General features: G+C 61.3%; 30 protein-coding genes. 18 read left to right on the top strand and 12 right to left on the bottom strand.

All coding sequences use genetic code 11. The features are described from left to right. Positions 1–2: 2 nt before the first annotated feature. Entirely contained in the window at positions 3–410 is a 408-nt protein-coding gene (locus EK416_RS15755) for an Hsp20/alpha crystallin family protein (protein WP_127079150.1), read from the bottom strand. 183 nt (positions 411–593) lie between these two features. Then, positions 594–881, bottom strand: a complete 288-nt coding sequence (locus EK416_RS15760; RefSeq protein ID WP_127079152.1) for a DUF3175 domain-containing protein — start codon at positions 879–881, stop codon at positions 594–596. A 297-nt stretch (positions 882–1,178) separates the two neighbouring features. On the opposite strand from EK416_RS15760, the gene EK416_RS15765 reads away from it, so the two are divergent. The 5 genes from EK416_RS15765 (at position 1,179) to EK416_RS15785 (ending at position 5,534) form a co-directional block, all read left to right on the top strand. Then, positions 1,179–2,087, top strand: a complete 909-nt coding sequence (locus EK416_RS15765) for an amino acid ABC transporter substrate-binding protein (RefSeq protein WP_127079154.1) — start codon at positions 1,179–1,181, stop codon at positions 2,085–2,087. A 57-nt stretch (positions 2,088–2,144) separates the two neighbouring features. Continuing rightward, on the top strand, positions 2,145–2,879 hold the full coding sequence (locus tag EK416_RS15770) for an amino acid ABC transporter permease (protein WP_127079156.1): 735 nt from the start codon (positions 2,145–2,147) through the stop codon (positions 2,877–2,879). 7 nt (positions 2,880–2,886) lie between these two features. Next, positions 2,887–3,579 carry an amino acid ABC transporter permease gene (locus EK416_RS15775; protein WP_127079158.1) on the top strand — a complete coding sequence of 231 codons (693 nt, stop codon included), beginning with the start codon at positions 2,887–2,889 and terminating at the stop codon, positions 3,577–3,579. 77 nt (positions 3,580–3,656) lie between these two features. Next, positions 3,657–4,379: an amino acid ABC transporter ATP-binding protein gene (locus EK416_RS15780; RefSeq protein WP_425376128.1), complete on the top strand. Its 723-nt coding sequence runs from the start codon at positions 3,657–3,659 to the stop codon at positions 4,377–4,379. A 237-nt stretch (positions 4,380–4,616) separates the two neighbouring features. Further along, positions 4,617–5,534 (top strand): prephenate dehydratase, encoded by a 918-nt coding sequence (locus EK416_RS15785; RefSeq protein ID WP_127079161.1) that lies wholly within the window; start codon positions 4,617–4,619, stop codon positions 5,532–5,534. 45 nt (positions 5,535–5,579) lie between these two features. Here the strand turns inward: EK416_RS15785 and EK416_RS15790 are convergent, their stop codons facing one another. The 4 genes from EK416_RS15790 to hemE all read right to left on the bottom strand — a co-directional run bounded on the left by EK416_RS15790 (position 5,580) and on the right by hemE (position 9,432). Next, positions 5,580–6,014: a GNAT family N-acetyltransferase gene (locus EK416_RS15790; RefSeq protein WP_127079163.1), complete on the bottom strand. Its 435-nt coding sequence runs from the start codon at positions 6,012–6,014 to the stop codon at positions 5,580–5,582. A 117-nt stretch (positions 6,015–6,131) separates the two neighbouring features. Beyond that, a complete protein-coding gene (rho, locus tag EK416_RS15795) occupies positions 6,132–7,397 on the bottom strand; it encodes a transcription termination factor Rho (RefSeq protein WP_127079165.1) in 1,266 nt (421 codons plus the stop codon). A 433-nt stretch (positions 7,398–7,830) separates the two neighbouring features. Then, entirely contained in the window at positions 7,831–8,283 is a 453-nt protein-coding gene (hemJ, locus tag EK416_RS15800; protein WP_127079167.1) for a protoporphyrinogen oxidase HemJ, read from the bottom strand. A gap of 102 nt (positions 8,284–8,385) precedes the next feature. Next, positions 8,386–9,432, bottom strand: a complete 1,047-nt coding sequence (gene hemE, locus EK416_RS15805; protein ID WP_127079169.1) for a uroporphyrinogen decarboxylase — start codon at positions 9,430–9,432, stop codon at positions 8,386–8,388. Positions 9,433–9,753: 321 nt separating this feature from the next. Here hemE and EK416_RS15810 point away from each other — a divergent pair, with 321 nt between their 5' ends. Genes EK416_RS15810 through dnaQ form a run of 5 tightly spaced genes read left to right on the top strand, consistent with a single transcriptional unit; the run spans position 9,754 to position 13,520 of the window. Further along, positions 9,754–10,641, top strand: coding sequence for a pyruvate, water dikinase regulatory protein (locus EK416_RS15810; RefSeq protein ID WP_127079171.1), 888 nt, complete (start codon positions 9,754–9,756; stop codon positions 10,639–10,641). Positions 10,642–10,692: 51 nt separating this feature from the next. Beyond that, positions 10,693–11,295, top strand: coding sequence for a Maf family protein (locus EK416_RS15815; protein ID WP_127079173.1), 603 nt, complete (start codon positions 10,693–10,695; stop codon positions 11,293–11,295). 9 nt (positions 11,296–11,304) lie between these two features. Beyond that, positions 11,305–12,141: a shikimate dehydrogenase gene (locus EK416_RS15820; RefSeq protein ID WP_127079175.1), complete on the top strand. Its 837-nt coding sequence runs from the start codon at positions 11,305–11,307 to the stop codon at positions 12,139–12,141. Beyond that, a complete protein-coding gene (gene coaE / locus EK416_RS15825; protein WP_127079177.1) occupies positions 12,138–12,764 on the top strand; it encodes a dephospho-CoA kinase in 627 nt (208 codons plus the stop codon). Before EK416_RS15820 ends, coaE begins: the two co-directional genes overlap by 4 nt. 30 nt (positions 12,765–12,794) lie before the next feature. After that, entirely contained in the window at positions 12,795–13,520 is a 726-nt protein-coding gene (gene dnaQ / locus EK416_RS15830) for a DNA polymerase III subunit epsilon (RefSeq protein WP_127079179.1), read from the top strand. A gap of 19 nt (positions 13,521–13,539) precedes the next feature. On the opposite strand, the gene EK416_RS15835 is transcribed toward dnaQ, so the two are convergent. After that, entirely contained in the window at positions 13,540–14,655 is a 1,116-nt protein-coding gene (locus EK416_RS15835) for a helix-turn-helix transcriptional regulator (RefSeq protein WP_127079181.1), read from the bottom strand. A gap of 61 nt (positions 14,656–14,716) precedes the next feature. Between EK416_RS15835 and EK416_RS15840 the strand changes: the two genes are divergently transcribed. The 4 genes from EK416_RS15840 (at position 14,717) to EK416_RS15855 (ending at position 17,896) form a co-directional block, all read left to right on the top strand. After that, complete coding sequence (locus EK416_RS15840) at positions 14,717–15,805, top strand: class I SAM-dependent methyltransferase (protein ID WP_127079183.1); 1,089 nt, start codon at positions 14,717–14,719, stop codon at positions 15,803–15,805. Positions 15,806–15,941: 136 nt separating this feature from the next. Then, positions 15,942–16,697, top strand: a complete 756-nt coding sequence (locus EK416_RS15845) for a helix-turn-helix transcriptional regulator (RefSeq protein ID WP_127079185.1) — start codon at positions 15,942–15,944, stop codon at positions 16,695–16,697. A 91-nt stretch (positions 16,698–16,788) separates the two neighbouring features. Beyond that, positions 16,789–17,427 carry an acyl-homoserine-lactone synthase gene (locus EK416_RS15850; protein WP_127079187.1) on the top strand — a complete coding sequence of 213 codons (639 nt, stop codon included), beginning with the start codon at positions 16,789–16,791 and terminating at the stop codon, positions 17,425–17,427. 271 nt (positions 17,428–17,698) lie between these two features. Further along, positions 17,699–17,896, top strand: a complete 198-nt coding sequence (locus EK416_RS15855; RefSeq protein WP_127079189.1) for a hypothetical protein — start codon at positions 17,699–17,701, stop codon at positions 17,894–17,896. A 260-nt stretch (positions 17,897–18,156) separates the two neighbouring features. Here EK416_RS15855 and secB read toward each other — a convergent pair whose 3' ends face one another. The 3 genes from secB to EK416_RS15870 form a co-directional block, all read right to left on the bottom strand. Further along, the gene (gene secB, locus EK416_RS15860) at positions 18,157–18,648 is read right to left on the bottom strand and encodes a protein-export chaperone SecB (protein WP_127079191.1); all 492 of its coding nucleotides are present in this window, start codon (positions 18,646–18,648) and stop codon (positions 18,157–18,159) included. A 172-nt stretch (positions 18,649–18,820) separates the two neighbouring features. Further along, positions 18,821–19,189 (bottom strand): hypothetical protein, encoded by a 369-nt coding sequence (locus EK416_RS15865; RefSeq protein ID WP_127079194.1) that lies wholly within the window; start codon positions 19,187–19,189, stop codon positions 18,821–18,823. A gap of 59 nt (positions 19,190–19,248) precedes the next feature. Then, a complete protein-coding gene (locus EK416_RS15870; RefSeq protein WP_127079196.1) occupies positions 19,249–20,451 on the bottom strand; it encodes an MFS transporter in 1,203 nt (400 codons plus the stop codon). Positions 20,452–20,600: 149 nt separating this feature from the next. Here EK416_RS15870 and EK416_RS15875 point away from each other — a divergent pair, with 149 nt between their 5' ends. Further along, positions 20,601–21,281 carry an AraC family transcriptional regulator gene (locus tag EK416_RS15875; RefSeq protein ID WP_245434079.1) on the top strand — a complete coding sequence of 227 codons (681 nt, stop codon included), beginning with the start codon at positions 20,601–20,603 and terminating at the stop codon, positions 21,279–21,281. A gap of 3 nt (positions 21,282–21,284) precedes the next feature. On the opposite strand, the gene EK416_RS15880 is transcribed toward EK416_RS15875, so the two are convergent. After that, positions 21,285–21,500, bottom strand: coding sequence for a hypothetical protein (locus EK416_RS15880; protein ID WP_127079200.1), 216 nt, complete (start codon positions 21,498–21,500; stop codon positions 21,285–21,287). 21 nt (positions 21,501–21,521) lie between these two features. Here EK416_RS15880 and EK416_RS15885 point away from each other — a divergent pair, with 21 nt between their 5' ends. The 3 genes from EK416_RS15885 (at position 21,522) to nudC (ending at position 23,860) form a co-directional block, all read left to right on the top strand. Beyond that, entirely contained in the window at positions 21,522–21,857 is a 336-nt protein-coding gene (locus EK416_RS15885; RefSeq protein WP_127079202.1) for a phosphoribosyl-ATP diphosphatase, read from the top strand. Next, entirely contained in the window at positions 21,854–22,834 is a 981-nt protein-coding gene (gene coaA / locus EK416_RS15890) for a type I pantothenate kinase (protein WP_127079204.1), read from the top strand. The genes EK416_RS15885 and coaA overlap by 4 nt, the downstream gene beginning before the upstream one ends. A gap of 75 nt (positions 22,835–22,909) precedes the next feature. Next, a complete protein-coding gene (gene nudC, locus EK416_RS15895) occupies positions 22,910–23,860 on the top strand; it encodes an NAD(+) diphosphatase (protein ID WP_127079206.1) in 951 nt (316 codons plus the stop codon). A gap of 72 nt (positions 23,861–23,932) precedes the next feature. Here nudC and EK416_RS15900 read toward each other — a convergent pair whose 3' ends face one another. After that, complete coding sequence (locus tag EK416_RS15900; protein ID WP_127079208.1) at positions 23,933–24,535, bottom strand: helix-turn-helix transcriptional regulator; 603 nt, start codon at positions 24,533–24,535, stop codon at positions 23,933–23,935. Positions 24,536–24,600: the final 65 nt, after the last annotated feature.

Raw genomic sequence — 24,600 nt, forward strand, 5'->3', positions numbered from 1 at the left:
TGTCAGAGAGATTTCTTTTCGAGGGTGATGAGCAGGCAACCGTTGGCGGCCTGCCGCTGGACAGAAACGTAATGCGCTGGCGGTAGCGGAATGCGCCGCGCGAAACGTCCTTGCGGCAACTCAAGCTGATGGATGAGAGCCGTGCGCAGTTCTTCCGGCAGCGAGCGTTTGCCCGAGACGGTAAGCATGCCGCCCTCGATCACTGCATCCACGGTTTCGGGATCGACGCCCGGCAACGCGCACAGGATCAGCACCTCGGTCTTCGTTTCGAGAACGTCGACCGGCGGCTCCCAGGCCGGTTGCCCCGCCTGATGATGAACCTGAAAGAACTGCTGGTGAAGACGCTGGGCGCGGGAAAGGCGGTCGAGCGCCTCGAACCACATCCAGGTCGTGAATTCCTTTTTTGTCATGAAGTGCGTTCCTGACATCGAATGCTCGGACTGCGCATGAGACGCAACAGACCGGCCGGATCGAGGGAATGGAGATGCCTGCTATTCCTTGAAGAATATGGACGATGGGTGGGATAGCTTTCAAGGCTTCGCAATACCGATTAAGCGCTCGATCGGAATGCAAGGGTGCAGGTGTGCCGACGCTCATTCGCGCGGGGCTTTCCCGTAGAGCTTGCGAAGCTCGTCCTTCGCGCGTTCGAGCACATGCCTTCGTTCGTCGGGAAGTGTGCGGCCCGCGCGGTTGATGTAGAAGGTAAGCATCGACATGGCGGAGCGGAACGGAGGCGCCTTGCGGCGCTCGCTCCTTTCCGCCGATGCCTTCAGCGAGGCGGCGATTTTCTTCGGATCGTCGAGCGTGAACACATCGGGCTCAAGACTCAACGCGTCGCTCGTTTCGGTCACATGCTGCGACCACGTGTTCTGACGGGGCATGTGCTTTCTCCCAATGCGCCTCCATAGAGCGCATCAGGGGGAAACTCTGGCGTGCAACCGAAGTTCTCGGCAACGAATGCGTGAGTGCAAAGACCGAATGCCTGCCGCGAGGGTGTGCGTCACGGAGACGCGCGCTTATGCAAATGGCGTAAAATTGAGCACAGATGAGGCTTGCCCGTTTCACATGCAGATTTACTGTGAGCAGATGAAACATATAATGCCACTCGCGCTGGCTTTTTGCCTATCCTGACAATGCGCTCTAATCCGCCGAACCAACCAACAAAGGAGTTTGCATTCATGGCCCTTTCCCGCTGGGTACTCGGACTTGCCTTGTTTGCAATGCCGGGGCTCGCTCAGGCGCAAGATCTGACGGGTACACTGAAAAAGATCAAGGACACCGGCACCATCACCATCGGTTATCGCGAAACGTCGATCCCGTTCTCGTATCTTGGCGCTGAAAACAAGCCCGTCGGCTTCGCGATGGACATCTGCGAAAAGGTCGTCGATGCGGTGAAGAAAGAGCTGAAGGACGACACCATCAAGACGAACTACGTCGCGGTTACGTCCTCGACGCGCATCCCGCTGATCGCCAACGGCACGGTAGACCTCGAATGCGGCTCGACAACCAACAACGCCGAGCGCCAGAAGCAGGTTTCCTACACCAACTCGCATTACCTCTCGGAAAGCAAATACGTCACCAAGAAGGCCAGCAACATCAACTCGATTGCCGATCTGAAGGGCAAGACGGTCGTTTCCACGGCGGGCACGACCAACATCAAGCAGCTCAACGAACGCAATCAGGCGGATAATCTCGGGCTGACGATCCTTGCGGCGAAGGATCATGCGGAAGCGTTCCTGAACGTCGAGACCGATCGCGCGGTCGCCTTCGTGATGGACGACATCCTGCTCGCGGGCCTTGCCGCCAACTCGAAGGATCCGAGCCTGTATGTGATTTCCACGGACTCGTTCTCCAAGGCCGAGCCTTACGGCATCATGTTGCCGAAGGGCGACGAGCCGTTCAAGAAGGTTGTCGATGCCGCAACGGCTGAGATCTACAAGACCGAAGGCCCGGAACTTTACAAGAAGTGGTTCCAGAGCCCGATTCAGCCGAAGAACATCAACCTCAATCTGCCGCTGTCGCCCGCGCTCGCAAAGCAGTTCGAGGCCCCGCTCGATGCGGCCGATCCTGACGCGTACATTCGTTAATCGCATCGCGAGGCGCTCCGGCGCCTCGCTTCTTATTCGCAGCGCGGAGACGGGGCCGTGGACAAGATCGTCGATTGGTTCAGCATCTTCTGGCAGGAGTCTGCGGAGGGAACGGGCACCTATGCCTATACCCTCCTGCTCGGCCTTCAGTTGACCCTCGAAATTTCAATAATCGCGGCGCTGGTTGCCTTCGTGATGGGATCCATCGTCGGTGTTTGCCGCACGCTTCCCTCTCCGCTGGTAAGGCGCTTGAGCGGAGGCTATGTCGAGTTCTTTCGCAACATCCCGCTGCTCGTCCAGCTCTTCCTCTGGTACTTCGTGCTGCCCGAGCTTCTGCCGCGCGATATCGGCATGTGGATGAAGCAGATTCCTCACGCGAATTTCTACACAGCCGCCGTGGGGTTGGGCCTCTTCACATCGGCCCGCGTCGCGGTTCAGCTTTCGGCGGCGATCACGTCCATGCCGCGCGGCCAGAAAATGGCGGCAACCGCGCTCGGCCTGACGACGCGGCAGAGCTACACCAACGTGCTGCTGCCGATGGCCTATCGCATCGTGTTTCCACCGCTGACGTCGGAGCTTCTGAACCTCATCAAGAATTCGTCGGTCGCGTTGACCATCGGCGTGGCGGAACTGACGCAAAGCGCTCGCAACATGGACAGCTACACGTTTCAGACTTTTCAGGCCTTTACGGCGGCAACGCTGATCTACCTTGTGCTTAACATCCTGGTGACAACGGTCATGCGGCGGATCGAGCGCGGCGTCGCCGTTCCCGGCATGCTTGTTGCGAAGTGAGGCGGCGATGTTCTCGAACTTCGATTTTCAGGTCGTCATCGACGCGCTGCCCTACCTCTTCCTTCAGGGGATGGTCTTCACGCTTAAGCTGACGATTCTCGCGGCGATTTTCGGCACTCTCTTTGGCACCGTGCTCGCGCTGATGCGCCTGTCGGGCGTATGGCCGCTGCCGCAGATCGCGGGCGCGTATGTGAATTTCGTGCGGTCGCTGCCGCTGCTGCTCGTGATCTTCTGGTTCTTCTTCCTCGTGCCATTCATCGCGCAAAAGATCGTCGGCTCGCCGCGTCCGATCCCCATCGATCCGTTTCTCACCGCGCTGATCACCTTCAGCCTGTTCGAAGCGGTCTTCTTCTCGGAGATCATGCGCGCGGGGATCCAGTCCCTGCCGAAAGGACAGGTCGCGGCGGGCTACGCGCTGGGCCTCACTTATTCGCAGGTGATGCGGCGCATCGTGCTGCCGCAGGCATTCCGCAACATGCTCCCGGTGCTGCTGACGCAGACCATCGTCCTTTTTCAGGACACCTCGCTCGTTTACGTGCTGTCTCTGAACGACTTCCTAGGCATCGCGGGCAAGATCGGCCAGCGCGACGGACGCCTTACGGAAATGTATATTTTCGCCGCGCTCGTCTATTTCCTCATTTCCTTCGCGGCCTCGCAGGCGGTCCGACGCTTGCAGGCGCACACGGCAATCATTCGGTAGGGCTTCCACTCATGACCACGGCAACGACAACGCCGACTTCGGCCGCGACACAGTCCCCTGGCGCGCCCGTCATCCAGATGATCGGCGTCAGCAAATGGTATACGCCGGAATTTCAGGTGCTCGACACCTGCACGACATCGGTTCAAAAAGGCGAGGTGGTGGTCGTGTGCGGGCCGTCCGGCTCAGGCAAGTCCACGCTCATCAAATGCGTGAATGCGCTCGAACCGTTTCAGCAGGGCGACATCCTCGTCAACGGTCAGAAGGTGAACGACCCGAAGACCAACCTGCCGAAGCTTCGCTCGCATATCGGCATGGTGTTCCAGAACTTCGAGCTTTTCCCGCATCTCACCATCATGGAAAACCTCACGCTCGCGCAACGCAAGGTGCTGAAGCGCGGCAAGGACGAAGCGGAGGCAAAGGCGCGGAAGCTGCTCCAGCGCGTCGGCCTCGCCGATCAGGCGCCGAAATATCCGGGCCAGCTTTCGGGCGGACAGCAGCAACGCGTCGCCATCGCCCGCGCGCTCGCCATGGACCCGATCGCCATGCTTTTCGACGAGCCCACCTCCGCGCTCGACCCGGAAATGGTTAGCGAGGTGCTCGACGTGATGGTCGAACTTGCCCGCGAGGGCATGACGATGATGGTCGTCACGCACGAAATGGGATTTGCGCGAAAGGTGGCGAATCGGGTTATCTTCATGGACAGGGGCGCCATCGTCGAAGACGTGCCCACGGAAGAGTTTTTCGGCAGTCCGCGCTCCGAGCGCGCGCAGCTCTTCCTCTCGAAAATCCTCTCCCATTGATGAAGCGGCGAAAGTTAACGGGCGTTAACCTTCGTTAACGAGCGGTTAACGCCCCAACCGAAGCGACCTGCGGGTCAAGGCGACGCGCGCCGCCAACAGCCGACGGTTCCCGGCCCATTCCAATTTCTGCGGTTGACACCGCGTGTCTCGGGGTGGACACCGAACCGATCTTGAAAAAGCGCGCGATATCCTCGCAAGGTGAAGGCGCGCGCCGCTCCGGCGAAACAGGTTAGAGTGATGACATCAATTGCAACGGCCGCGACGGCCACGCCCGCGAAGATCGCCTATCAGGGCGAACCCGGCGCGAATTCGCATATCGCCTGCATCAATTACGACGCGTCGCTCGAACCCTTTCCCTGCGCCACCTTCGAGGAAGCGCTGCTTGCCGTTAAGCACCGCGAAGTGCGCTATGCGCTGATTCCGGTAGAGAATTCGGTCGCTGGCCGCGTCGCCGACGTGCATTACCTCCTGCCGCATTCGGGCGTGCATATCGTCGGAGAGCATTTCGAGCGCATCTATCACCAGCTCATGGCGCTGCCCGGCGTGGATCTGGCCACGCTGAAGACGGTTCACAGCCATACGCAGGCGCTCGGCCAGTGCCGCAACACAATCCAACGGCTCGGCCTGCGCCCCGTTCCCGAGGCCGACACCGCCGGGGCCGCGCGCATGGTGGCTGAGGAAGGCGACCCGACCAAGGCCGCCATCGCCTCCAAGCTCGCCGCCGAGATCTACGGCCTGCGCATCCTGAAGAGCGACATCGAGGACGCGGCGCATAATACAACGCGCTTTCTCGCCCTTGCCGACGAAGCGGTGATGCCGGCGTCCGGCAACGGGCCCACGCTGACGACTTTCATCTTCCGTGTCCGCAACGTGCCCGCCGCGCTCTACAAGGCGCTCGGCGGTTTCGCGACGAACGGCGTGAACATGACGAAGCTCGAATCCTATCAGCCGGAAGGCAGCTTCAGCGCCACGATGTTCTATGCCGACGTTGAAGGCCACCCGGAGGATCGCTCGCTCAGGCTCGCACTGGAAGAACTGGCGTTCTACTCGACCGAGCTTGTGGTGCTCGGCACCTATCCGGCGAGCCCATTTCGCGAGACGCTGAAGAAGGCGCCGCTGGACGACGATCCCCACCCGCTTTTTTCCGCGAGGTAGGCGGGTCGGCCTCGCGTTCCATCTGAAGCGGCGCATCGGCCGCTTTCACCCCTGCGGGTTGCCGGTCGGCAGGAACGACAGCCGCACGAGTTCGGGGCGCTCGAACCAGCCCGCCGCCTGCCAGAAGGCGAGGCCATCGGCGTTGTCAGCCAGGAGATCGATGTGAACCTTGCCGATGCCTTCCGCTGCCAGCGCGTCCAACGCGTTGCGCACGAGGGCGGATGCAATGCCGCGCCTGCGGTGCGTCGGCGCGACGGCGAGATGATAGAGATAGCCGCGCCGCCCATCGTGGCCGCCGAAAACGCAGCCGACGAACGCGCCATCCTCTTCCGCCGCGAAGCTCAGGCCGGGGTTGCGCCTGAGGTAACGCGCGAACCCCTCGAACGAATCCGCATCGCGCACCTTAACGCCGGGCATGGCATCGAGAAGCGCCATGATCGCGGCGTGGTCGTCGTTCGTCATCGCCTTGTAAACGATCATGCCTGCCCCCTCTGCTTTCAAAGCTTCTCCCGTGCAGCAAAAGGGCCGGAAACTCCGGCCCTTTTGCGATCGCGATATGGTTTGACGCAAGCGGCAGCAGGCAAGCCGCCCGGCGCTTTACGTATTCATCGAATCGAAGAAATCGCCGTTTGACTTCGTCTGGCGCAGCTTGTCGAGCAGGAATTCGATGCCGTCCATCGGTCCCATCGGGTTCAGGATGCGGCGCAGTACATACATCTTGCGAAGCTGGGCCTGCGGAACGAGCAGTTCTTCCTTGCGGGTGCCGGACTTCGCGATGTCCATCGCCGGGAACACGCGCTTGTCGGCCACCTTGCGGTCGAGCACGAGTTCGGAGTTGCCGGTGCCCTTGAATTCTTCAAAGATCACTTCGTCCATGCGGCTGCCGGTCTCGACCAGCGCCGTCGCAATGATGGTGAGCGAGCCGCCCTCCTCGATATTGCGTGCCGCGCCGAAGAAGCGCTTCGGGCGTTGCAGCGCGTTCGCGTCCACGCCGCCGGTGAGCACCTTGCCGGAGGACGGCACCACCGTGTTGTAGGCGCGGCCGAGACGCGTGATGGAATCGAGCAGAATGACGACGTCCAGCTTGTGCTCCACGAGGCGCTTGGCCTTCTCGATGACCATTTCGGCCACCTGCACGTGTCGCGATGCCGGTTCGTCGAAGGTGGAGCTGATGACCTCGCCGCGCACCGAGCGCTGCATATCGGTCACTTCTTCGGGGCGTTCGTCAATGAGAAGAACGATGAGATAGCACTCGGGATGGTTCGCCGTGATCGAATGCGCAATGTTCTGGAGCAGGACGGTCTTGCCGGTACGGGGCGGTGCCACGATCAGGCCGCGCTGACCCTTGCCGAGCGGCGCCACGATGTCGATGACGCGCGGGCTCAGATCCTTCGACTGCGGTGTGTCGGTTTCCATCTTCAGCCAGCTGTTTGGATAGAGCGGCGTCAGATTGTCGAAGTGGACCTTGTGGCGGATCTTCTCCGGGTCGTCGAAGTTGATCTTGTTGACCTTGAGCAGCGCGAAATAGCGCTCGCCCTCTTTGGGCCCGCGGATCTGGCCTTCGACCGTGTCGCCCGTGCGCAGGCCGAAACGGCGGATCTGGCTGGGGCTGACATAAATGTCGTCCGGTCCTGGAAGATAATTCGAATCCGGCGACCGGAGGAAGCCGAACCCGTCCTGCAAGGTCTCCACAACGCCGACGCCCGTGATCTCGATGTCGCGCGCCGCGAGCTGTTTGAGAATCGCAAACATCAGCTCCTGTTTGCGGAGCGCGCTCGCATTCTCGACTGCGAATTCCTCGGCGACCGCAAGAAGTTCCGTAGGGGATTTAACTTTGAGGTCTTGAAGCTTCATTTCTTGCATGATGGTCGACGACTTTTTTGGGGGAGCATGAGTTGGAGCGGACAGTGGAGCCCGCGAACCGGGGAGGAGAGGACGTTCGCTGAGCCGCTTGTCTTGTCTGGAGGGCAGATCGCGGCTGCTTCACTCAAATGCGGGATCGGGGTGACCGATCTTTGAACGGCAAATGTCGGACGCTTAACGACAAGCGCCAATATAGCAGCGTTTGCGCCCTTCGCAAAGACGGGAAAAAGCCCCGTCTCATTTTTTCCCGTGAGAAGAAGACGTGGAGCCGGATCCGATCAAGTTTGTTGAATCCGCCTCTGACCTTCAAGAAGAGACCGCTTTACCGATCTTATTGCGATTCAATCAGATCGGAACGGCCTCGACGGGCCCGTTTCCGCCATTTGCATTCGTTCAGCACGCTTGCGAGCAAATGTCGGGATCAAAAGCACCCCTAGAAAGGCTTCACGATGACGAGCAGGACGATCCCGACCAGAAGCAACGTCGGAATTTCGTTTATGATCCTGAAGAAGCGCGTGCTGTGCGGGATGCGGTCGGCCTCGAAATCCTTGCGCCATTTGGCGAGGAAACCATGGATGACGAGCAGGCCGATCACCAGCGCGATCTTTGCATGCAGCCAAGGCGCATGCCGCCAGTCGATATAGTCCGTGACGAAGGCGATCCACAGGCCGAGCCCCACGGTGACGATCATCGCGGGGTTCATGATCGCCTTCAGAAGCCGTCGTTCCATGACCTTGAAGGTTTCGGATTGCGGCGTGCCGACCCCGATCTGCGAGTGATAGACGTAGAGCCTCGGCAGGTAGAACATGCCCGCCATCCACGCGAAGGCCGCGATCAGGTGAAAGGACTTCAGGTAAAGATAGGCGTCATTCATGAGACTGATCATGGCAGGCCGTTCACGGGCGGTTTTCGAAGCGCCGCAAAGCCCGGCGCTTCAGATCTCGCTATAGCTCGATTCGTTCGGATCGTCCGAACAAGTGCGACGGCCTCAGCCGCGCACCTGGCGGATGAGACGTTCGACATGCTCGACGGGCGTATCCGGAAGAATGCCGTGACCGAGGTTGAAGACGTAAGGCTTGCCGGCCAGAGCCTCCAGCGTCGCGTTCACCCGGCGGTCCATAGCATCGCCGCCGGCAAGCAGCAACAGCGGATCGAGGTTACCCTGCACGGTGACCTTGTCCTGCTGGGCGGCAATCGTCGGAAGCGGCGCGGCCGTGTCGCAGCCGAGCGCATCGACGCCGGTGCGGGCCACGTAATCGGCGTATTTCGGCGAGGCGCCGCGCGGGAAGCCGATGACCGGCACGTTCGGATGCACGGCCTTCACGCGCTTCACGATCTCGGCGGTCGGTTCGATCACGAAGGCGTCGAAGTCGTTGTCGGCAAGCGCGCTCGCCCAGCTGTCGAAAATCTGCAGAGCGCGAGCGCCCGCATTGACCTGGCCGATGAGATACGTCGCCGATGCTTCAACGAGAAGATCGAGGATGGCCTTGAAGGTCTCCGGCTCGCGATAGGCGAGCAGCTTCGCCGCGCGGTAGTCGCTCGACCCATGGCCTTCGACCATGTAGCTCGCCACCGTCCACGGCGCGCCGCAGAAGCCGATCAGCGGGGTCCGATCGCCAAGCCCCGTGATGGTGCGGTCGATCGCTTCGTACACGATGGAAAACGTGGACTTCGCCTTCTCGACGGAGAGCTTCGAAAGATCGGCGAGGCTCGTGATGGGATCGAGATGCGGGCCTTCGCCCTCGCGAAATTCGAGATGCTGGCCGAGGGCGTGCGGCACGACGAGGATGTCTGAAAAGATGATCGCGGCATCGAAGTCGAAACGCCGGATCGGCTGGAGAGTCACTTCCGCCGCCAGTTCGGGATTGTAGCAGAGGTTCAGGAACGAACCTGCCTGAGCGCGCACTTCGCGATACTCGGCGAGATAGCGTCCCGCCTGCCGCATGAGCCACATGGGCGGTGCCTTGTGGGCGGTGCCCTTCAGAGCGGCAATGAACTTCGGATCGGTCTTCGGCGTGTCAGCGGCGATGTTCATCAATAAGATTCCATCTTAAGGTTCTGTTGTTTCTTATAGGGGAGGCAACTTGCGGAAACATCGCGTTGTGCCGCGTTCTTCCCCTTGTTTGGAGAGCACGTTCTCCTGCCGATGCGTCGCGACGAGTTCTTGTTGAAAAATCGCGCTTGCGGGGGCTTTCATCCCTGCTCTTTAGCCTTGCTTTGCCCCTCTCAGCAATGAATAACGTAGGGGACAACCTGTGAAGACTCAGCGCAGGTCGCGGGCCGGGTAAGAACCAAGGGCTTTTTTTCCAGAGCGTCACGAGCTGTGCGTTCTTTTTTAATTGGCGTGGAGGACTCAATGGCCCCGGAAAATGCCAAGCCCGAGCGAAGCGCCGAAGAGGGCGCTTTATCCCCGGAATTGACAGCTGTCCCCACCGCAAAGCACTTCCACCTGCATCTCGTCTCCGACGCTTCCGGAGAGACGCTGACGACCATGGCGAAGGCGGCCGTGGTGCGCCTTCCGGGCGCGAAACCGAACCGGCACATGCACCCGCTCGTGCGCAACCCGCGTCAACTTGCCGTCGTGTTGCAGCATATCGAGGCGTCGCCCGGCATCGTGCTGTTCACGCTCGCGAACCCGAATCTCGCGGAGCTTCTGGAAACGCGCTGCGAAGAGCTTGGCGTGCCATGCGTGGCCGTGCTCCGCCCCGTTTTGAAGGCATTCGAGGACTATCTGAAAATGCCGGCTCACGCGGTCGTCGCGGCGCAGCACACGCTCGACGCCGATTATTTCCGCCGCATCGAGGCGATGAACTATACGCTCGCGCACGACGACAGCCAGCGCACGGACGATCTCGACAAGGCCGACATCGTGCTCGTGGGGGCGAGCCGCACGTCGAAAACGCCGACAAGCATCTATCTGGCGAACCGCGGTTACAAGACGGCGAACGTCTCGCTCGTGCCGAACATCCCGCCGCCGCCGAACCTGACGAGCTTGAAGACGGCGTTCGTCATCGGCCTTGTCGCAAGCGCCGAAAGGCTCTCCGAGATCAGGCGCAACAGATTGCTTGCGCTGAACAGCAATAATTTTGAAGATTATGTCGACACCGACGTTATAAAGAACGAAATAGCGTTCACGAAGAGACTTTGCTCGCAGAATGGCTGGCATTTCGTCGACGTGACGAGAAAATCGATTGAGGAAACCGCCGCTCAGATCATCGCGATCTATGAGGGGAGCCGTCGCTAGAAAAATAGCACTTCGCTTTGGCTGGATCTCGAAAAGGTACCTAATCGGCGCATGCAATCGGATTATCCTGAAATCATCCTCGCGTCCGCGAGCCCCGCGCGCGCGGCAATTCTTGCGAGCGCGGGGCTGCGCTTTCATACGCAGCCGTCGATGGTCGACGAGGCGGAAGAGCACAAGCACTTCGCACGCAACATCGCGCCGCCCGATGTGGCGCTCGCGCTTGCGCGGTTGAAGGCAGATAACGTGCTTGAGACGGAACCGGGAGCGATCGTCATCGGCGCCGATCAGGTGCTCGCGGTCGGCAACGAAATCCTGCAGAAACCGAAGAGTCAGGAGGAAGCGCGCGGCCAGCTCCTGAAACTGCGCGGCCGTCAGCACCAGCTTCATTCGGCTGCAGTCTTGCTGCATGGGGGACATGTCGCGCAATTCGTCGATACGGCCACGCTCACGATGCGCGACTTCACCGACGACTTCCTCGACTGGTACATGGAGACGGCGGGCGAGGGCGTGCAGACATCCGTGGGCGCGTATCACATCGAGGGTCTCGGCATTCACCTCTTCAGTGAAGTGAAAGGCGACTATTTCACCATTCTCGGCATGCCGATCGTCCCGGTGCTCGATGAGTTGCGGCGCATTTCGGTGCTGAAGAAGTAGGGGGCGGTTATGAAACGCGCCTGTGTCATCGGCTGGCCCATCTCCCATTCGCTTTCGCCCGTGATCCACGGGTTCTGGCTGCGCGAGCACGGGATCGAGGGTGAATATGGCAAGGCGGCGATCGAGCCGAAGGATTTCGCCGATTTCGTACGGGGCTTCGCGGCGGCGGGGCTTGCCGGCGGCAACGTGACCGTGCCGCATAAGCTTGAAGCCTTCCGGCTCGCCGAACGGCGCGATGCGGCGGCGGTGGCCATCGGCGCTGTGAATACCTTGTGGCTCGATGGTGGAAAACTTCACGGCGCGAACACGGATGCCTTCGGTTTTCTGGCCAATCTCGACGAGCAGGCTCCCGGTTGGGACAAGCCGGGCGCGGCGGTGGTGATCGGCGCGGGCGGGGCGGCGCGCGCCATCGTGTGGGCGCTGATCCAGCGCGGCTTCGCCGACATCCGCATCGTCAACCGCACGAAGGCGACGGCTGACGCTCTCGCCGCCGAATTCCCGCCCGCAACGAGCTTCGCGCTTGCCGACCTTCCGGTGGCGCTCGACCGCGCGCGCTTCGTCGTCAACACGTCGACGCTTGGCATGAAGGGGCAGCCGCCGCTCGACATCGACCTGTCGCCGGTCGCCGCCGACGCGACCGTGAACGACATCGTCTATACCCCGCTTGAAACGCCGCTTCTGGCGCAGGCCCGCGCGCGTGGGCTTGTCGCGGTGGATGGCCTCGGCATGCTGTTGCATCAGGCCGCGCCGGGCTTCGAGCGCTGGTTCGGCGCGCGGCCGCGCGTGACGCCCGAACTTCGCGCGGCGGTGCTCGATGCCATCGCGGCGCGGGAGGCAGGCGGATGATCGTCATCGGGCTGACAGGGTCCATCGGCATGGGAAAGAGCACGGTCGCCGCCTATTTGCGCGGGCTCGGTATCCCCGTGCTCGACGCGGACCGCGTTGTGCACGAGCTTTACGCGGGCGCAGCCGTGCCGCTGATCGAGGCTGCTTTTCCGGGCACCACCGCGGGCGGCGTGGTCGATCGACCGGCGCTGGGCGCGCGCGTTCTCGGCTCGCCCGAAGCGATGAAACGGCTTGAAGCTATCGTTCATCCGCTCGTTCGCGCGGCGGAATGGCGCTTCCTGCGCGCCGAGCAGGACAAGGGCACGCCGCTTGCGATCCTTGAAATCCCGCTCCTTTTCGAGACCGGCGCAGGCGATCTGTTCGACGCCGTCATTGTGGTCAGCGCATCGGCCGAGGCACAGCGCGAGCGGCTTCTCGCCCGCACCGGCATGACGGTCGAAAAGCTCGAAGCCATCGTCGCAAAGCAGATGCCCGACGCCGAGAAGCGCGCCCTGGCCGACTACGTTGTGGATACGGAAGTCGGGCACGAGGACAGCCGACAGCAAATCGATGCAATCTTGAAGGATATCGTGACGCGGCCCCCGCTGGCATATCAACGCTGGGCCGCCCTTCAAGACATCTGACGCATCGAATACGGGGTCCATCAGGCGAGCATGCGCGAACTTGTTCTCGACACCGAGACGACAGGGCTCGACCCAAAGGACGGCCACCGCATCATCGAACTGGCCTGCGTCGAACTGCACAATTACATTCCGACCGGCGTTTTCTGGCACTGGTACTTCAACCCGGAACGGCCGGTGCCGAAAGAGGCGACCGCGATCCACGGGCTGACGGACGCCTTTCTTGCCGACAAGCCGCTTTTTTCCTCGCTCGCTTCGGAAATGCTGGCCGTGCTCGAAGGCGCGCGCCTCATCATCCACAACGCGGCATTCGACGTCGGCTTCCTGAACTTCGAGTTTCAGAAACTTGGCTATCCACCGCCGATCTCCATGGAGCGGGTGACAGACACGCTCGCGCTTGCCCGGCGCAAGCACCCCGGAAGCCCGAACAATCTCGACGCGCTTTGCCGCCGCTACGGCATCGACAATTCCACGCGCACGAAGCACGGCGCGCTGCTCGATAGCGAGTTGCTGGCGGATGTGTATCTGCGGCTTATCGGAGCGGAGCAGGCGGGGCTCGATCTGGGCGCACGCTCGGCGGAAGTTGCCGTCGCGGGCCAGGCAGCGGCGGTGCAGGTGCGGCTCAAGCCGCTGGCGCCGAGGCTTACCGCTGAAGAAGCCGCCGCGCACGCCGCCTTCGTCGCATCGCTCGGCGACAAGGCGATCTGGAAGCGTTATGACGATGCGCCACCCGCCCAGCCCGTGCAGACGGCGGCCTGAGCCATCGTTTCCGGGGCTCTCAGCCCGTTGTTGTCATGGTGCTGCGCAGAATGAGCTGGAGCAGCTCGCTCTGCCGGTGTGTTCCGGTCTTGGACATGATGTGCGACAGCCTGTTTCGGCTCGTCGCGCGGGTGATGTTCAGGATGCCGGCAGCTTCCTGCAATGTGCGCCCTGCGAGAAGCTCATGAACCAGCCGCTTTTCGGCTGGCGTAAGACCGAATGAAGTCATCACGTCGGTCGCCGCATCGTGTACAGGCGCGCCCGGATCCGTGATCAGTACAATTGCACGCGTTCCGATCCCGAGCGGGAAATCGGAAGTCTGCCCGAATGGCATGATTCTGACGATGAGAGGGCGCAACCCGCTTTCCTGCGGCACGAGGACTATATCGCCGCGCCTGTGCGTGAGGGCAAGCGCCGCGCGCGCGGCCTCAGCCAGACGGGCGTCGATCAGGGGACTGACCGCAGCCAGCCGTCCCTGAACAATGCGAAGGACGTCTCCACGGCGGAAAAGCCGCTGCGCGGCCTCATTCTCGTAGCAGATCTTGCGGTCTTCGGAGAGGACGGCCACCGCCTGGCCCAATCTCTCCAACGCCTCCTCGAAGGTCCGCCGCTCGCCGTCGAGTTGCGCGAGGCGTCTGTTGAGCGCAAGCGCTCGCGTCAGATGCGGCGCAGCCCGCTGCACGAACGCGACCTCAGGGGGCTCGAAGGTCTCGGAGTGGTAGGGCCGGATTACGCCAAGGCAGGCCAGGCGCTGTGCGTTTCGGGCGGCAAGCAGCGTGATCGAACCGCGTATGTCGAAACGGCGCGAGTAATCGTGGATGAATTCGCTTTTCTTGTAAGCCTCGCGCGGAACGAGAGCGTGATCGGCGATGGCAACGCCGGCCGGGACCATGGCCAGGGGGGCGGCCAGAGGGTTAACCGAGTGATAGTAATCGGCGTATTGCCGCTGCGCTTCGGGATCGACCTGCCAGCTCATTCCGAAGCCAAAACCGGAGTTGTCCGCCTCGCTCGCATGAAAAGCCGCGCCCGAACCGCCGACGGCGGCGGTCAGGTGAGCAAGAACCCGTTCCCACTTCAGCGGGTCTTCCGCAGCCTCATAAATCAGGTCGATGAGTGTTTCGAAGGAATCGACCATGGCCATTCGTATACAGTTTTATCAGCCTTAGAGAGGAAGCCGCTCGGTTTGGGCGAAGTCAATGGCTTTTCGAAAAATGCAGGATGCATTTCCATCCTGCAAATTGGAGGCATCCTCCCTAGAATGCCAGTTTACCTTGTGGAGCGGGCGGCTTCTCGCCCATGGCGAGGCGCGGGATTGTATGCGAAGAACCGGGAAAAACCTGTCCCTTGCGGCGGATCCAGCAGCACAGGGAAGCAAGCAGCGTCTGGCCACTTTCACGCCGGACAGCTTGCTGTTTCTGGCGCAGGGCATTCTCGATGATTCGGCGGATCTTCTCGAAGAAGGCGATGTTCCCGCTGCGTACAAGCTTCTGGAGCGGGAGCTTTCCGAGGTCTTCGACCTTGCAAAAAGACTGCAATGCCTAAGCCGCCTTCGCCTCATAACGCGTTCGCACCGGATGTACCGGCATTGCCGTGAAGACCCTTTCACAAGCTATGCATCAACGAAGTCCGGCGGCTACGCGGTCTCCCTCGACTTTCTCAATGGTGGCTTATTGCCGCTGGGAACGCCGAAGCCCGCCGCAATGATCTTCGACCAGCTTACGACGAGCACTTTCGCGCTTTCGGTGCGTCTCCTGAAAACGCTGACGCGCGCGTATATCGAGGATGTAAGCACCCGCCGCGCCAGCCCTCGAATTCTTGCGCTCGGCGCGGGACATCTTCGTGAACTGGAAGACGGCCCCCTCGACCTCAGTCGCATGGAGTTCACCGCGTTGGAGCGGGACGAGGCGGTCTGTGCATTCCTCAGCCGCAAATATCAGAGCCAAATCACGATTATTCAGCCTTCGTCAGGTGACATTGAAGACTTGTTTCGCGAGAAGGGCGGTTTCGATCTGATTTATGGCCCCTTGCTTCTGACGCTCCTGTCCGACAGGCGGGCGCGCCGCCTTCTCGGCGTCCTTAATAATCAGTTAGCCAGCGGCGGGAAATTGATCGTCTGTAATGTGGCCGCCACAGCGGATTTACGCGGCTACCTGGCGTTGTTCTCAAGACCGGGACTGCAATTTCGGAGCCGGCCTGATCTGAAAGCTCTAGCCGAGGGTGCAAGATCCGATGTCTTTGGCGATCCATTTAATAATATCAACTACTTAATATTGGAAAGGGTCTGAAGCTCAAGCCATAACCAAACGTTCACGCATTAATCCTAGCCCCGGTTGCCGTGATGTTTAGGCTACACTAGTGAGTTTGTGCGTGTTACGATAAATTCATGCACTGACCTCACCTCCATTCGGCGCGCATTTGGTTATGGACAGGTTTGCGATAGAGCGATTCATCGAGGACGCCAACGCGTCGAAGTCGAGCAAGGAGGTTTCCGAGCTTTTTGGAAAAGCCCTCGCAGTCTTCGGCTATGATCGCTATTGCTACAGCCTTATCACCAATCATCCATCCGTGGGATTGAACGCGGGACACGGTATCGTCTGCAATTACCCGGACGATTGGATGGATCATTACCGGATCAATCAGTACGAGAAAAAAGACCCCGTTCCGCAATTCGGGGTTTGCGCGAGCAGGCCGTTTACCTGGGCGTCGGTGCTTACTCAACGCAAGTGGCACACGGACCAGATAAAGGTCATGAACGAGGCGGAGGAAGCGCGCCTGTGCGACGGCATCGCCGTGCCCATCTGCGGTGTGAACGGTGAACTGGCTGGCTTCGGTATTGCAAGCAGCCATGGCGGCATAAACCCGGACAGGGCGCTGCTCCACAAGGTGCAGGCGCTTGCCTTTCAATTTCATCTTGCCTTCACGGAGCTGGAAAAAATCGAGTCTCCGTTGACGGAGGATATCGGCGAGGTTTATCTCACCGAACGCGAAAGGGAGATCATGTCCTGGGCGGCGGAAGGAAAGAGCGACTCCGTCATCGCCGATATCCTGGGGGTGTCCCACTCCACCGTTCGTTTTCATATGAGTAATGTTTTCAAGAAGTTAAATGCTAACGAGCGCACACTTGCGACCGTCAAGGCCATTCGTCACGGTCTGATTCTCCCCTCCTTCTTCGGCTGATTCCCGTAGGAACCTGTCAAGGTTGCTAGCTGCGAAGCGGCAGCCGTTCCGCGATTATGCCCCTCGTTGTTCACGCGTAGCGAGGGCGCTGATGATTGACTGCATTTCGATCAGTACAAGTCACCTGTTTGCGGGAAATCCTATCTACGAGCAGCACCGGCTTAGGCACGAATGCATCGTGCAGCGGCAACACTGGAAGGTGCCTACGATCCGGAACATGGAATACGACCAGTATGACAATCCGGCCGCCTGGTATCTCGTCTGGCGGGATGAGGCGGGAAGAGCGCGGGGGTCGTCGCGGCTTTATCCGACGGATCGCCCGTACATGCTGCAGGAGGTTTTTCCCCATCTCGTCAGCAACATCGCCATCCCGAAAGCAGCCGAAGTCTGGGAGGGGAGCCGTTTCTGCGTGGACGAGAAGATGCCGACCGAGAAGCGCAAGCGGATCATTCAGGAACTCATCATCGGGTATCTGGAGTTCGGACTTGCGCAGGGCATAAACCGCATCGTCGGCGTCATGTACCCGGCGTACTGCCGCAATATCTTCGTGCGTAACGGTTGGGAAGTCGAGTGGCTGGGAGACGTAGCGAGAAGTGAAGAAGGCTACAAAATAATAGCAGGTTCGCTGACAGTATCGAGGGCGGTCCTGCAGAAGGTCCGGGAGAAAACGGGTATTTATGAGAACGTCCTCAATTATGGCGAACACACTGAAATGCAGCTCGCTGCCTAGCAGCGCAGTCGAAGACGGCTTTTTTTCGGAAAAGAAACAGCAGGATGTCAACGGTATACTGGCAGCTCTGCGGTATCTCTCCCGCGAAGCCGAAGGTGCCGGCCTAAGCGAACTCGCAAAGGCACTGGTCGAGGCGGAGATGAAATGTGATCAGGACTTTCGCAGGCACACTCATTGGCAAGCGTGACGTCATGATCGTCACGATTACTTTCGACACGATAGCAACAGGATAGGCATGATGCCCTTACGTAACGAGCTGAGACCGATGGATATGGACTCCCTCTTCCCGGGAAATCCGCAACCGCTGATCGCGGAGCACGTCTCGGATATGCTTCAGTCTCAATTGACGAACGCATTCGAGGCCGCGCTCTGCGAGGGAATGCAGCCGACCGATGCCCTGGCCGTCATGTTGTCGTGGATGTCGTCGGAGATGATGCGCATCCAGGTTGACGCCCCCGCCAATCCTTGACTGCTATCGGCGCGCTGCGTCGCACAGCAATACACCAACTCCGCGCAGGCGGAGGGATTTCATGTCGGCATGATAAACCGCTTCGCCAAAGGCGAAAGCGGTTGCATGCTTTGGCCCTGGGCGGACTTCCGATGGTCAGGTCCATCCGGCGCCGCGCCGCCTCAATAAAAAAGCACCGCACTTTGTTAAAGCGCGATGCCCAGCATGAGCGGTGCTCGTCGAGCAGAGAAGGCGAACCTCCTGCTGCATCGTCCCAAGTTCTAGCTGACGGTCGGCTGCTGGCCTTCAGCGGCGCGACGGCGATAGAGACCGGCGAAATCGATCGGATCGAGCAGCAGCGGCGGGAACCCGCCCTCGCGCGTCAGGTCCGCTACGAGACGGCGCACGAAGGGGAAGAGCAGCGCCGGCGCTTCGATGAACAGAACGGGCTGAACGGCTTCCTGCGGCAGATTTTTCAGAACGAACGCGCCCGCGTAAAGCAGCTCGATGTTGTAAAGCACGCCCTCATCGCTTTTGGCTTCGCCTTCGAGCGCAAGGCCAACCTCAAAAACGCCATCCTGAATGTTGTTCACCTGCACATTGAAGTTCAGCTGCAGGTTCGGGTTGTTGCCGGGGCCGCGAAAGAAGCGCGTGGGATCCGGGCACTCAAAGGACAGATCCTTGATATACTGTCCGATGACGTTGACTTGCGGCTGACCCGGATTCAGTTCGGGCTGTTGGGTGCCGCCGTTCGTTCCATTGGTCTCGGCCATTGGCTCATTCTCCGGAATGTCTGAGTCTACGCTTTTGCGGCTGGCCACGGGCGGCGCGCCTTCAGCGGTGAGCTACCATGCCGCACACGCGACTGCAACGCCTTCGCAGGCGCACGTCGCCGTCATCCCAAGAAATGGAGCAAGGTTTTCGTCCCCGAACGGAGGCGATCTTCTATTTCGGTTCGATGCTCTGATCGCCGCCCGGCGTGCCCGGTGGAGGAATGACCGGCGTCGTGTTCGGATGAGGCTCAGGCGGCATCACGGTCGACATGTTGGGTGTATTGCGTTCCTGCGGGCGGATGACGCCGTCGTTGCGGTCGAGATGCTCGGTCAGCGTTTCGCCAGGCCGCAAGTCAGGCACCGGCACCTGAACGCGGTTCGGATCGCTCGACAGCGTATCCTCGGGCGCGGCTTTCGGCTTCGGCGCGTCGACATCCGCCTGAAGCGGAAGACTTGTGAATGCCGCCAAGGCCGCTCCCAGCGCCAAAGCCGGGAGCAGCCTGTTTGCCGCGGTGCGCGGTTCCACGGTCTTTCTCGGCATGGTCGTTTCCTCCGTTGGCCCTTTTTGGAGAACGACCGCAAGTGCCGTCAGTTCCGGCGCTATTCCGCCGGAGCCACCGCGGGCTGCGTCTTCCCATGCACCAGCGCCCATGTCGCAAGCGCGCAGATGAGGATGACCGCCGCCACGGCGGCCGAGACGAGCAGCACCTCCTGAAATCCGCCGTGAGCGCGCAGAAGGCTGATGAGCGGCACCGCGAGGCCGCCCACCGTGAAGCCGACGAAGAAGCGCACGGAATATAAGCGGTTACGGAATTCGTCGGCGACGTAGCGGCCCACCATGGCGTCGTTCAACACCACCTGTCCGTAAATCGCTGCTGTCGCCAGCACGAGCCCCGCCGCCATCGGCACGCCCGTCGTCAGCGCTGAGAGCAGCAGGCCACCTGCCTGCAACGCGGACAGGGCAACGAACAGCAACGGCAGTTCCAGCTTGTCGATGAGCCGCCCCATAGTGACCTGAGTGAGCGCGCCGCAGACGAAAATGCTCGTCGTGATCCAGCCCGTCAGCTCCAGCGGGAGCGAGAAGCCGAGCCGCTCGTCGATCACCTTCGGCATGGCGATCGTCACGATGTTGAACGTCAGGCCGCCCGCGAGGATTGCTGTCATGAAAGCGAGCAGCAGCCACACAAGGCGCTGGCGGCTCATGACGAGCGCGTGGCTCGCGGCGCCCTTCTTGCCGGTCATGGTGTCATCGCGGACGAGCGCCACGAACGCGATGCCGAGCGCGACAAGGATCACGCCGGGAACGATGAATGCCGCGCGCCATCCGAAATTCGCGGCCAGAAGCGCCGTGATGCCGGAAGCGAGTGCCGCGCCCATGTTGCCCCATACGCCGTTGATGCCGAGCGCGCGGCCGAGCTTCGTCGCGTTCGCCACAATCATGGCGGACCCGATGGGATGATAGATCGCGCTGAACATGCCGAGCATGAGCAACGACCCGGCGATCATCGGGAAGCTCGTCGATGACGCCACCGCGAGACACGCCGCGCCGTAGCCGAAGAAAAAGGCGGTCAGGAGCGCGCGCCGCCCGAAGCGGTCCGCGAGCCAGCCCACCGGAAGCGCGAAGAAACCGAACGCGACGAAAGCGCCGGTCGTGAGCCAGATGAGATCGCCGTAATCGCGGCCGAGGTCCGCCGCGATGGCAATGACGGCGGTCGGGAAAATCAGCAGAACGAAATGATCCAGCGCGTGTGCGATGTTCACGAAAAGCAGCGTCTTGTGCGGCGCGTCGCCCTTTGCGGTCATGGTGTTGGCGTATCCCTCTCTTGCTTGCGGACCTGCCGAAAGCGTAGTCTGGCCTGAAAACGCACGGGGGCCGAAAACTGTCTCAAGCGGGCCAAAATCGCAGCACCGATCGCGCCGACTACCAGAATGTGCCGCGCGCGGTCGCCGTTATGGCGAAGGACTATCCGGCGGGAGCCAGCACGCAGCCGCATTTTCACCCGCGCGGACAGCTCCTTCATGCGGTCGAGGGCGTCATGCTGGCGAAGACCGCGCAAGGGGCGTGGATCGTGCCGCCGCGTCATGCGCTCTGGATACCGGCGCACACGGTTCATTGCGTGGATTTTCGCGTGCCCGTTTCTCTTCGCACCGCCTACATCCGGGGGGAGGAAGCCGGCGTCATCCCGACGCAATGCAAGGTGATCGCCGTGCCGGTCCTCCTGCGCGAAGCGATCCTCGCCCTTCTCGAAGAGCCGGTACTTTACGACGAGAGCGGACGAGGCGGCGCGCTGGCGGCGCTCGTCGTCCACGAGGTGGCGCGCGCAGCGAGGGCGGAGTTCGAGCTTCCGCTTCCGGGGGACCGCAGGCTGGCCGCGCTTTGCGAAGCGCTGATCGAGAATTGCGCGCTTCCACTCAACATCGACGATTGGGCGATACGGTGCGGCCTTTCCCGCCGCACATTGACGCGCCGCTTCCGGGAGGAAACGGGTCTTTCCTTCGCGGAATGGCGGCGGCGGTTGCGCGCGATGAGCGCCGCGGCCCTGCTGAGCGAGGGCGCGAAGGCCGAGGCCACCGCGCGCCGGGTCGGCTATCGCAGCGCAAGCGCGCTTGTCGCCATGATGCGACGTCGATAGGTGTCAATCCGACCCTTGTTCGCCGTATGGATAAGCGTCGTGGATCTTGACAAAGAGGGCGGAGAAAGAGCACGGGATCTTTCCCAAGGCGGGACCGGTTATGATCTTTCTTCCGAGGCCGCTGAGCGCGACTTCGCATTTCCGCAGTTCGTGAAGTTCGGCATTTAATTTCGCCTTGATCCGGAAAAGCCGCTCATTGATGATTGCGGCGACGGTCACGGCGGCCCGAGGGGCTTAGGCATGAGTGAACATACGCTCGCACGACTGGCCGCGACGATAAAGGCGCGCCGCGCTTCCACTGCTTCCGCGTCATATACGAAATCGCTGCTCGACAAGGGCGCGGCGGCCTGCGCCAAGAAACTTGGCGAGGAAGCGGTCGAAACCGTGATCGCAGGCGTCGCGGAGAGCGACGAAAAGCTCCGCGCGGAGGCCGCGGACCTTCTCTATCACCTGATGGTTCTGCTCGAAGCGCGCAATGTCCCGATCGAGGCGGTGTTCGCCGAACTCGACAGCCGCACCGCTCAATCAGGACATGCGGAAAAGGCGTCGCGGCCGAAGGATGGCTCGCAGTCATGAGCATGCCGAGCCCCGTTCTGGAGTTCGAGTTGCCCCAGGCCCTGCAGCTCTCTCCCTATCGTACCTTCTCGCGCGAGGAATGGTCGAAGCTGCGCGACGGCGTTCACATGACGCTGTCCGAGGCCGATCTTGCGCGCCTTTCGGGCCTCATCGAAAAGATCTCGCAGGAAGAAGTGACGGACATCTATCTGCCCGTTGCCAAGCTCGTGAACTATTACGTTCGCGCGGCGCAGCTTCTGCACAGCGCGACGACGCGCTTCTTCAATCACGGCGACGCCAAGATGCCGTTCATCATCGGTGTCGCGGGCAGCGTGGCGGTGGGCAAGAGCACGTCGGCGCGCGTGCTTCGCGAGCTGCTTGTGCGCTGGCCGAACCATCCCCGCGTCGATCTCGTTCCGACGGATGGGTTTCTGTGGCCGAATGCCGAACTTGAACGGCGCGGCATCATGCACAAGAAGGGCTTTCCCGAGAGCTTCGACCAGGCGCGGCTACTGCAATTCGTCGCCGACGTGAAGGCGGGCAAGGCGCGCGTGGAAGCGCCCGTTTATTCTCACTTCTCCTACGATATCATTCCCGGCGAAAAGATCGTCGTCGACCGGCCCGACATCCTCATCATCGAGGGGCTGAACGTGCTCCAGCCCGCGAAGCTGCCGAAGCACGGCGACGCGGTGCCCTTCGTCTCCGACCTTCTGGACTTCTCGATCTACATCGACGCGGAACCGGCGGTGATCGAAAAGTGGTACGTGACCCGCTTCCTGCGCCTCTACAGCACCGCGTTCCGCGACAGGGACGCCTATTTCTACCGCTATTCCAAGCTGACGCAGGAACAGGCCATTGCGCAGGCGCTGAAGCTCTGGCGCACGATCAACCTCGTGAACCTGAAGAAGAACATCCTGCCGACGAGAAAGCGCGCCAACCTCATCCTGTCGAAGGGCGACTCGCATCGCGTGGAGACGGTGGCGCTGCGGAAGCTGTGAGCACCCGCCCGCTTTGCTGACTGAAGCGATGTCTCTTCATTGAAGGCCGTCGCTTCAGTCGTTAAGGTTTGAGCGATGCCGCTTCTCCATTTACCCACGATTACCTCTGAAAAGGGCCTCAACCGCCGCGCGGAGGTGCGGCGCGATGCGGCTTTCATCGACGCCCGGTTCAATGCTCCCGGCACCAGGGTTCTGGTCCTCGCCGACCTTCGGATTCCCATCCATCCGACGCCGGACCGCGCGCCGCCCGCCATTCGCTGGCTGAGTGTGCCGGAAGTGCAGGCCCTCGCCGCGCCGGCCGACTTCGCGTTTCTGGGTGAGGACGGGACGGGGGCCAGCGTGTTCGCCTGCAACGTGCCGCCCTACCACAGAGACTTCGCGGCGGTGGAAAAGGCGCTCTCTCCGCTTGTCGATCTGCGCTCGCTCGCGCTTCAGGGTGTTTCACATGAAACGGATTTGCTGATCGCGGCGGAAGCGCGGGCGCTGCTCGGCTGGCATGCCCATCAACGCTGCTGCTCGCGCTGCGGCGGTCCGCTGCATGCGATCGAGGGCGGATGGTGCCGAACCTGCGCGGGGTGCGGGCAAAGCACATGGCCGCGAACCGACCCCGCCGTGATCATGCTCGTCACGCGCGGCGACCGTGCGCTGCTCGGCCATGAGCTTCGCTTTCCGGACAAGTTCTATTCGACGCTCGCCGGTTATGTCGAACCCGGCGACGACGTCGAGCACGCCGTTCGCCGCGAGGTGAAGGAGGAGACGGGCGTGGAGGTGGGTGCGGTCGAATATGTGGCGAGCCAGCCTTGGCCCTTTCCGCACTCGTTGATGATCGGCTGCTGGGGCGAGGCTCTCACCGAGGCGATTACGATCGACCGCACGGAGTTGTCCGATGCGCGTTGGTTCGACCGGGTGGAACTTGCCTCGATGCTTGCGTTCTCTCACCCGGAAGGGCTGTTCGTCCCGCCGCGAATTTCGATGGCGCATTCGCTGATCCGCGCGTTCGTGGATGGCGTGCTTCCCCGCCCGTGAGTGGGGGAAGCTGTTCCGCCGCCCCCGTTGTCGCATCCTCGGAGCGGTGCGCCAACGCGGATGTGAGACTTCTCAATTCTCGCTGCGGGGACGATAAAAATATGCGCGTGCCCCCTCCACGATGCGAAGCAGGTCTGCCTGCCGTGAGCACTGCGTTTTGCTCAGAATCCGGCGCATGTGGCTCTTGACGGTAGGAAGCGACAGATTGAGGCGCTGCGCGACCTCGGGGAGCGACTGCGCCTCCACGACGTGCTTGAGAATGCGCGTTTCGGCCTTGCTGAGGTTATAGCTGCTGGCCAGACCTTCTATTCCGTAGGCGGTCGATCGTCCGGTTTGCGTGACGAGCAACATGGAAGCCGAGGTATCGGCCCCCGGGATGGCCCTCAGATATCCGATGGCGCTCGGCCTTCCCTGTCCCGCAATGGCAAGACAAATGGCCTGATCGCTCGCGCCATCGGCATGCCTTTTGTCGAGAGCCTTCTTCAAAGCCTCCGAGGCGGGGGTGTCGATCCCCGTGAGAACGCCGTTGGTGAAACGGACCGGCCAACCCTCGTCGATCATGGCTTGGCCGGCGCGATTGGAGAAAAGGAGGCTCCCGCTACCGGAAATGATAAAAACAGCGACGGCAATCTGATCGAACAGGTCCGATAATACTGTGGCTATGCCACTCGACATGGCGAATTCCTAAAGCAGGTTTGTGCACAAGAGTTAGGAGTGCGCAGATAAGTTGAATGAGTGGG

This window comes from Rhodomicrobium lacus (assembly GCF_003992725.1).
Classification (GTDB): Bacteria; Pseudomonadota; Alphaproteobacteria; order Rhizobiales; family Rhodomicrobiaceae; genus Rhodomicrobium; species Rhodomicrobium lacus.

Bases quoted from the DNA above. Each gene is read 5' to 3' on its own strand.
- EK416_RS15755 (WP_127079150.1), bottom strand. From the start codon at position 410: ATGACAAAAAAGGAATTCACGACCTGGATGTGGTTCGAGGCGCTCGAC.
- EK416_RS15760 (WP_127079152.1), bottom strand. From the start codon at position 881: ATGCCCCGTCAGAACACGTGGTCGCAGCATGTGACCGAAACGAGCGAC.
- EK416_RS15765 (WP_127079154.1), top strand. From the start codon at position 1,179: ATGGCCCTTTCCCGCTGGGTACTCGGACTTGCCTTGTTTGCAATGCCG.
- EK416_RS15775 (WP_127079158.1), top strand. From the start codon at position 2,887: ATGTTCTCGAACTTCGATTTTCAGGTCGTCATCGACGCGCTGCCCTAC.
- EK416_RS15780 (WP_425376128.1), top strand. From the start codon at position 3,657: ATGATCGGCGTCAGCAAATGGTATACGCCGGAATTTCAGGTGCTCGAC.
- EK416_RS15785 (WP_127079161.1), top strand. From the start codon at position 4,617: ATGACATCAATTGCAACGGCCGCGACGGCCACGCCCGCGAAGATCGCC.
- EK416_RS15790 (WP_127079163.1), bottom strand. From the start codon at position 6,014: ATGATCGTTTACAAGGCGATGACGAACGACGACCACGCCGCGATCATG.
- rho (WP_127079165.1), bottom strand. From the start codon at position 7,397: ATGCAAGAAATGAAGCTTCAAGACCTCAAAGTTAAATCCCCTACGGAA.
- hemJ (WP_127079167.1), bottom strand. From the start codon at position 8,283: ATGATCAGTCTCATGAATGACGCCTATCTTTACCTGAAGTCCTTTCAC.
- hemE (WP_127079169.1), bottom strand. From the start codon at position 9,432: ATGAACATCGCCGCTGACACGCCGAAGACCGATCCGAAGTTCATTGCC.
- EK416_RS15810 (WP_127079171.1), top strand. From the start codon at position 9,754: ATGGCCCCGGAAAATGCCAAGCCCGAGCGAAGCGCCGAAGAGGGCGCT.
- EK416_RS15815 (WP_127079173.1), top strand. From the start codon at position 10,693: ATGCAATCGGATTATCCTGAAATCATCCTCGCGTCCGCGAGCCCCGCG.
- EK416_RS15820 (WP_127079175.1), top strand. From the start codon at position 11,305: ATGAAACGCGCCTGTGTCATCGGCTGGCCCATCTCCCATTCGCTTTCG.
- coaE (WP_127079177.1), top strand. From the start codon at position 12,138: ATGATCGTCATCGGGCTGACAGGGTCCATCGGCATGGGAAAGAGCACG.
- dnaQ (WP_127079179.1), top strand. From the start codon at position 12,795: ATGCGCGAACTTGTTCTCGACACCGAGACGACAGGGCTCGACCCAAAG.
- EK416_RS15835 (WP_127079181.1), bottom strand. From the start codon at position 14,655: ATGGTCGATTCCTTCGAAACACTCATCGACCTGATTTATGAGGCTGCG.
- EK416_RS15840 (WP_127079183.1), top strand. From the start codon at position 14,717: ATGGCTTTTCGAAAAATGCAGGATGCATTTCCATCCTGCAAATTGGAG.
- EK416_RS15845 (WP_127079185.1), top strand. From the start codon at position 15,942: ATGGACAGGTTTGCGATAGAGCGATTCATCGAGGACGCCAACGCGTCG.
- EK416_RS15850 (WP_127079187.1), top strand. From the start codon at position 16,789: ATGATTGACTGCATTTCGATCAGTACAAGTCACCTGTTTGCGGGAAAT.
- EK416_RS15855 (WP_127079189.1), top strand. From the start codon at position 17,699: ATGGACTCCCTCTTCCCGGGAAATCCGCAACCGCTGATCGCGGAGCAC.
- secB (WP_127079191.1), bottom strand. From the start codon at position 18,648: ATGGCCGAGACCAATGGAACGAACGGCGGCACCCAACAGCCCGAACTG.
- EK416_RS15865 (WP_127079194.1), bottom strand. From the start codon at position 19,189: ATGCCGAGAAAGACCGTGGAACCGCGCACCGCGGCAAACAGGCTGCTC.
- EK416_RS15870 (WP_127079196.1), bottom strand. From the start codon at position 20,451: ATGACCGCAAAGGGCGACGCGCCGCACAAGACGCTGCTTTTCGTGAAC.
- EK416_RS15875 (WP_245434079.1), top strand. From the start codon at position 20,601: ATGGCGAAGGACTATCCGGCGGGAGCCAGCACGCAGCCGCATTTTCAC.
- EK416_RS15885 (WP_127079202.1), top strand. From the start codon at position 21,522: ATGAGTGAACATACGCTCGCACGACTGGCCGCGACGATAAAGGCGCGC.
- coaA (WP_127079204.1), top strand. From the start codon at position 21,854: ATGAGCATGCCGAGCCCCGTTCTGGAGTTCGAGTTGCCCCAGGCCCTG.
- nudC (WP_127079206.1), top strand. From the start codon at position 22,910: ATGCCGCTTCTCCATTTACCCACGATTACCTCTGAAAAGGGCCTCAAC.
- EK416_RS15900 (WP_127079208.1), bottom strand. From the start codon at position 24,535: ATGTCGAGTGGCATAGCCACAGTATTATCGGACCTGTTCGATCAGATT.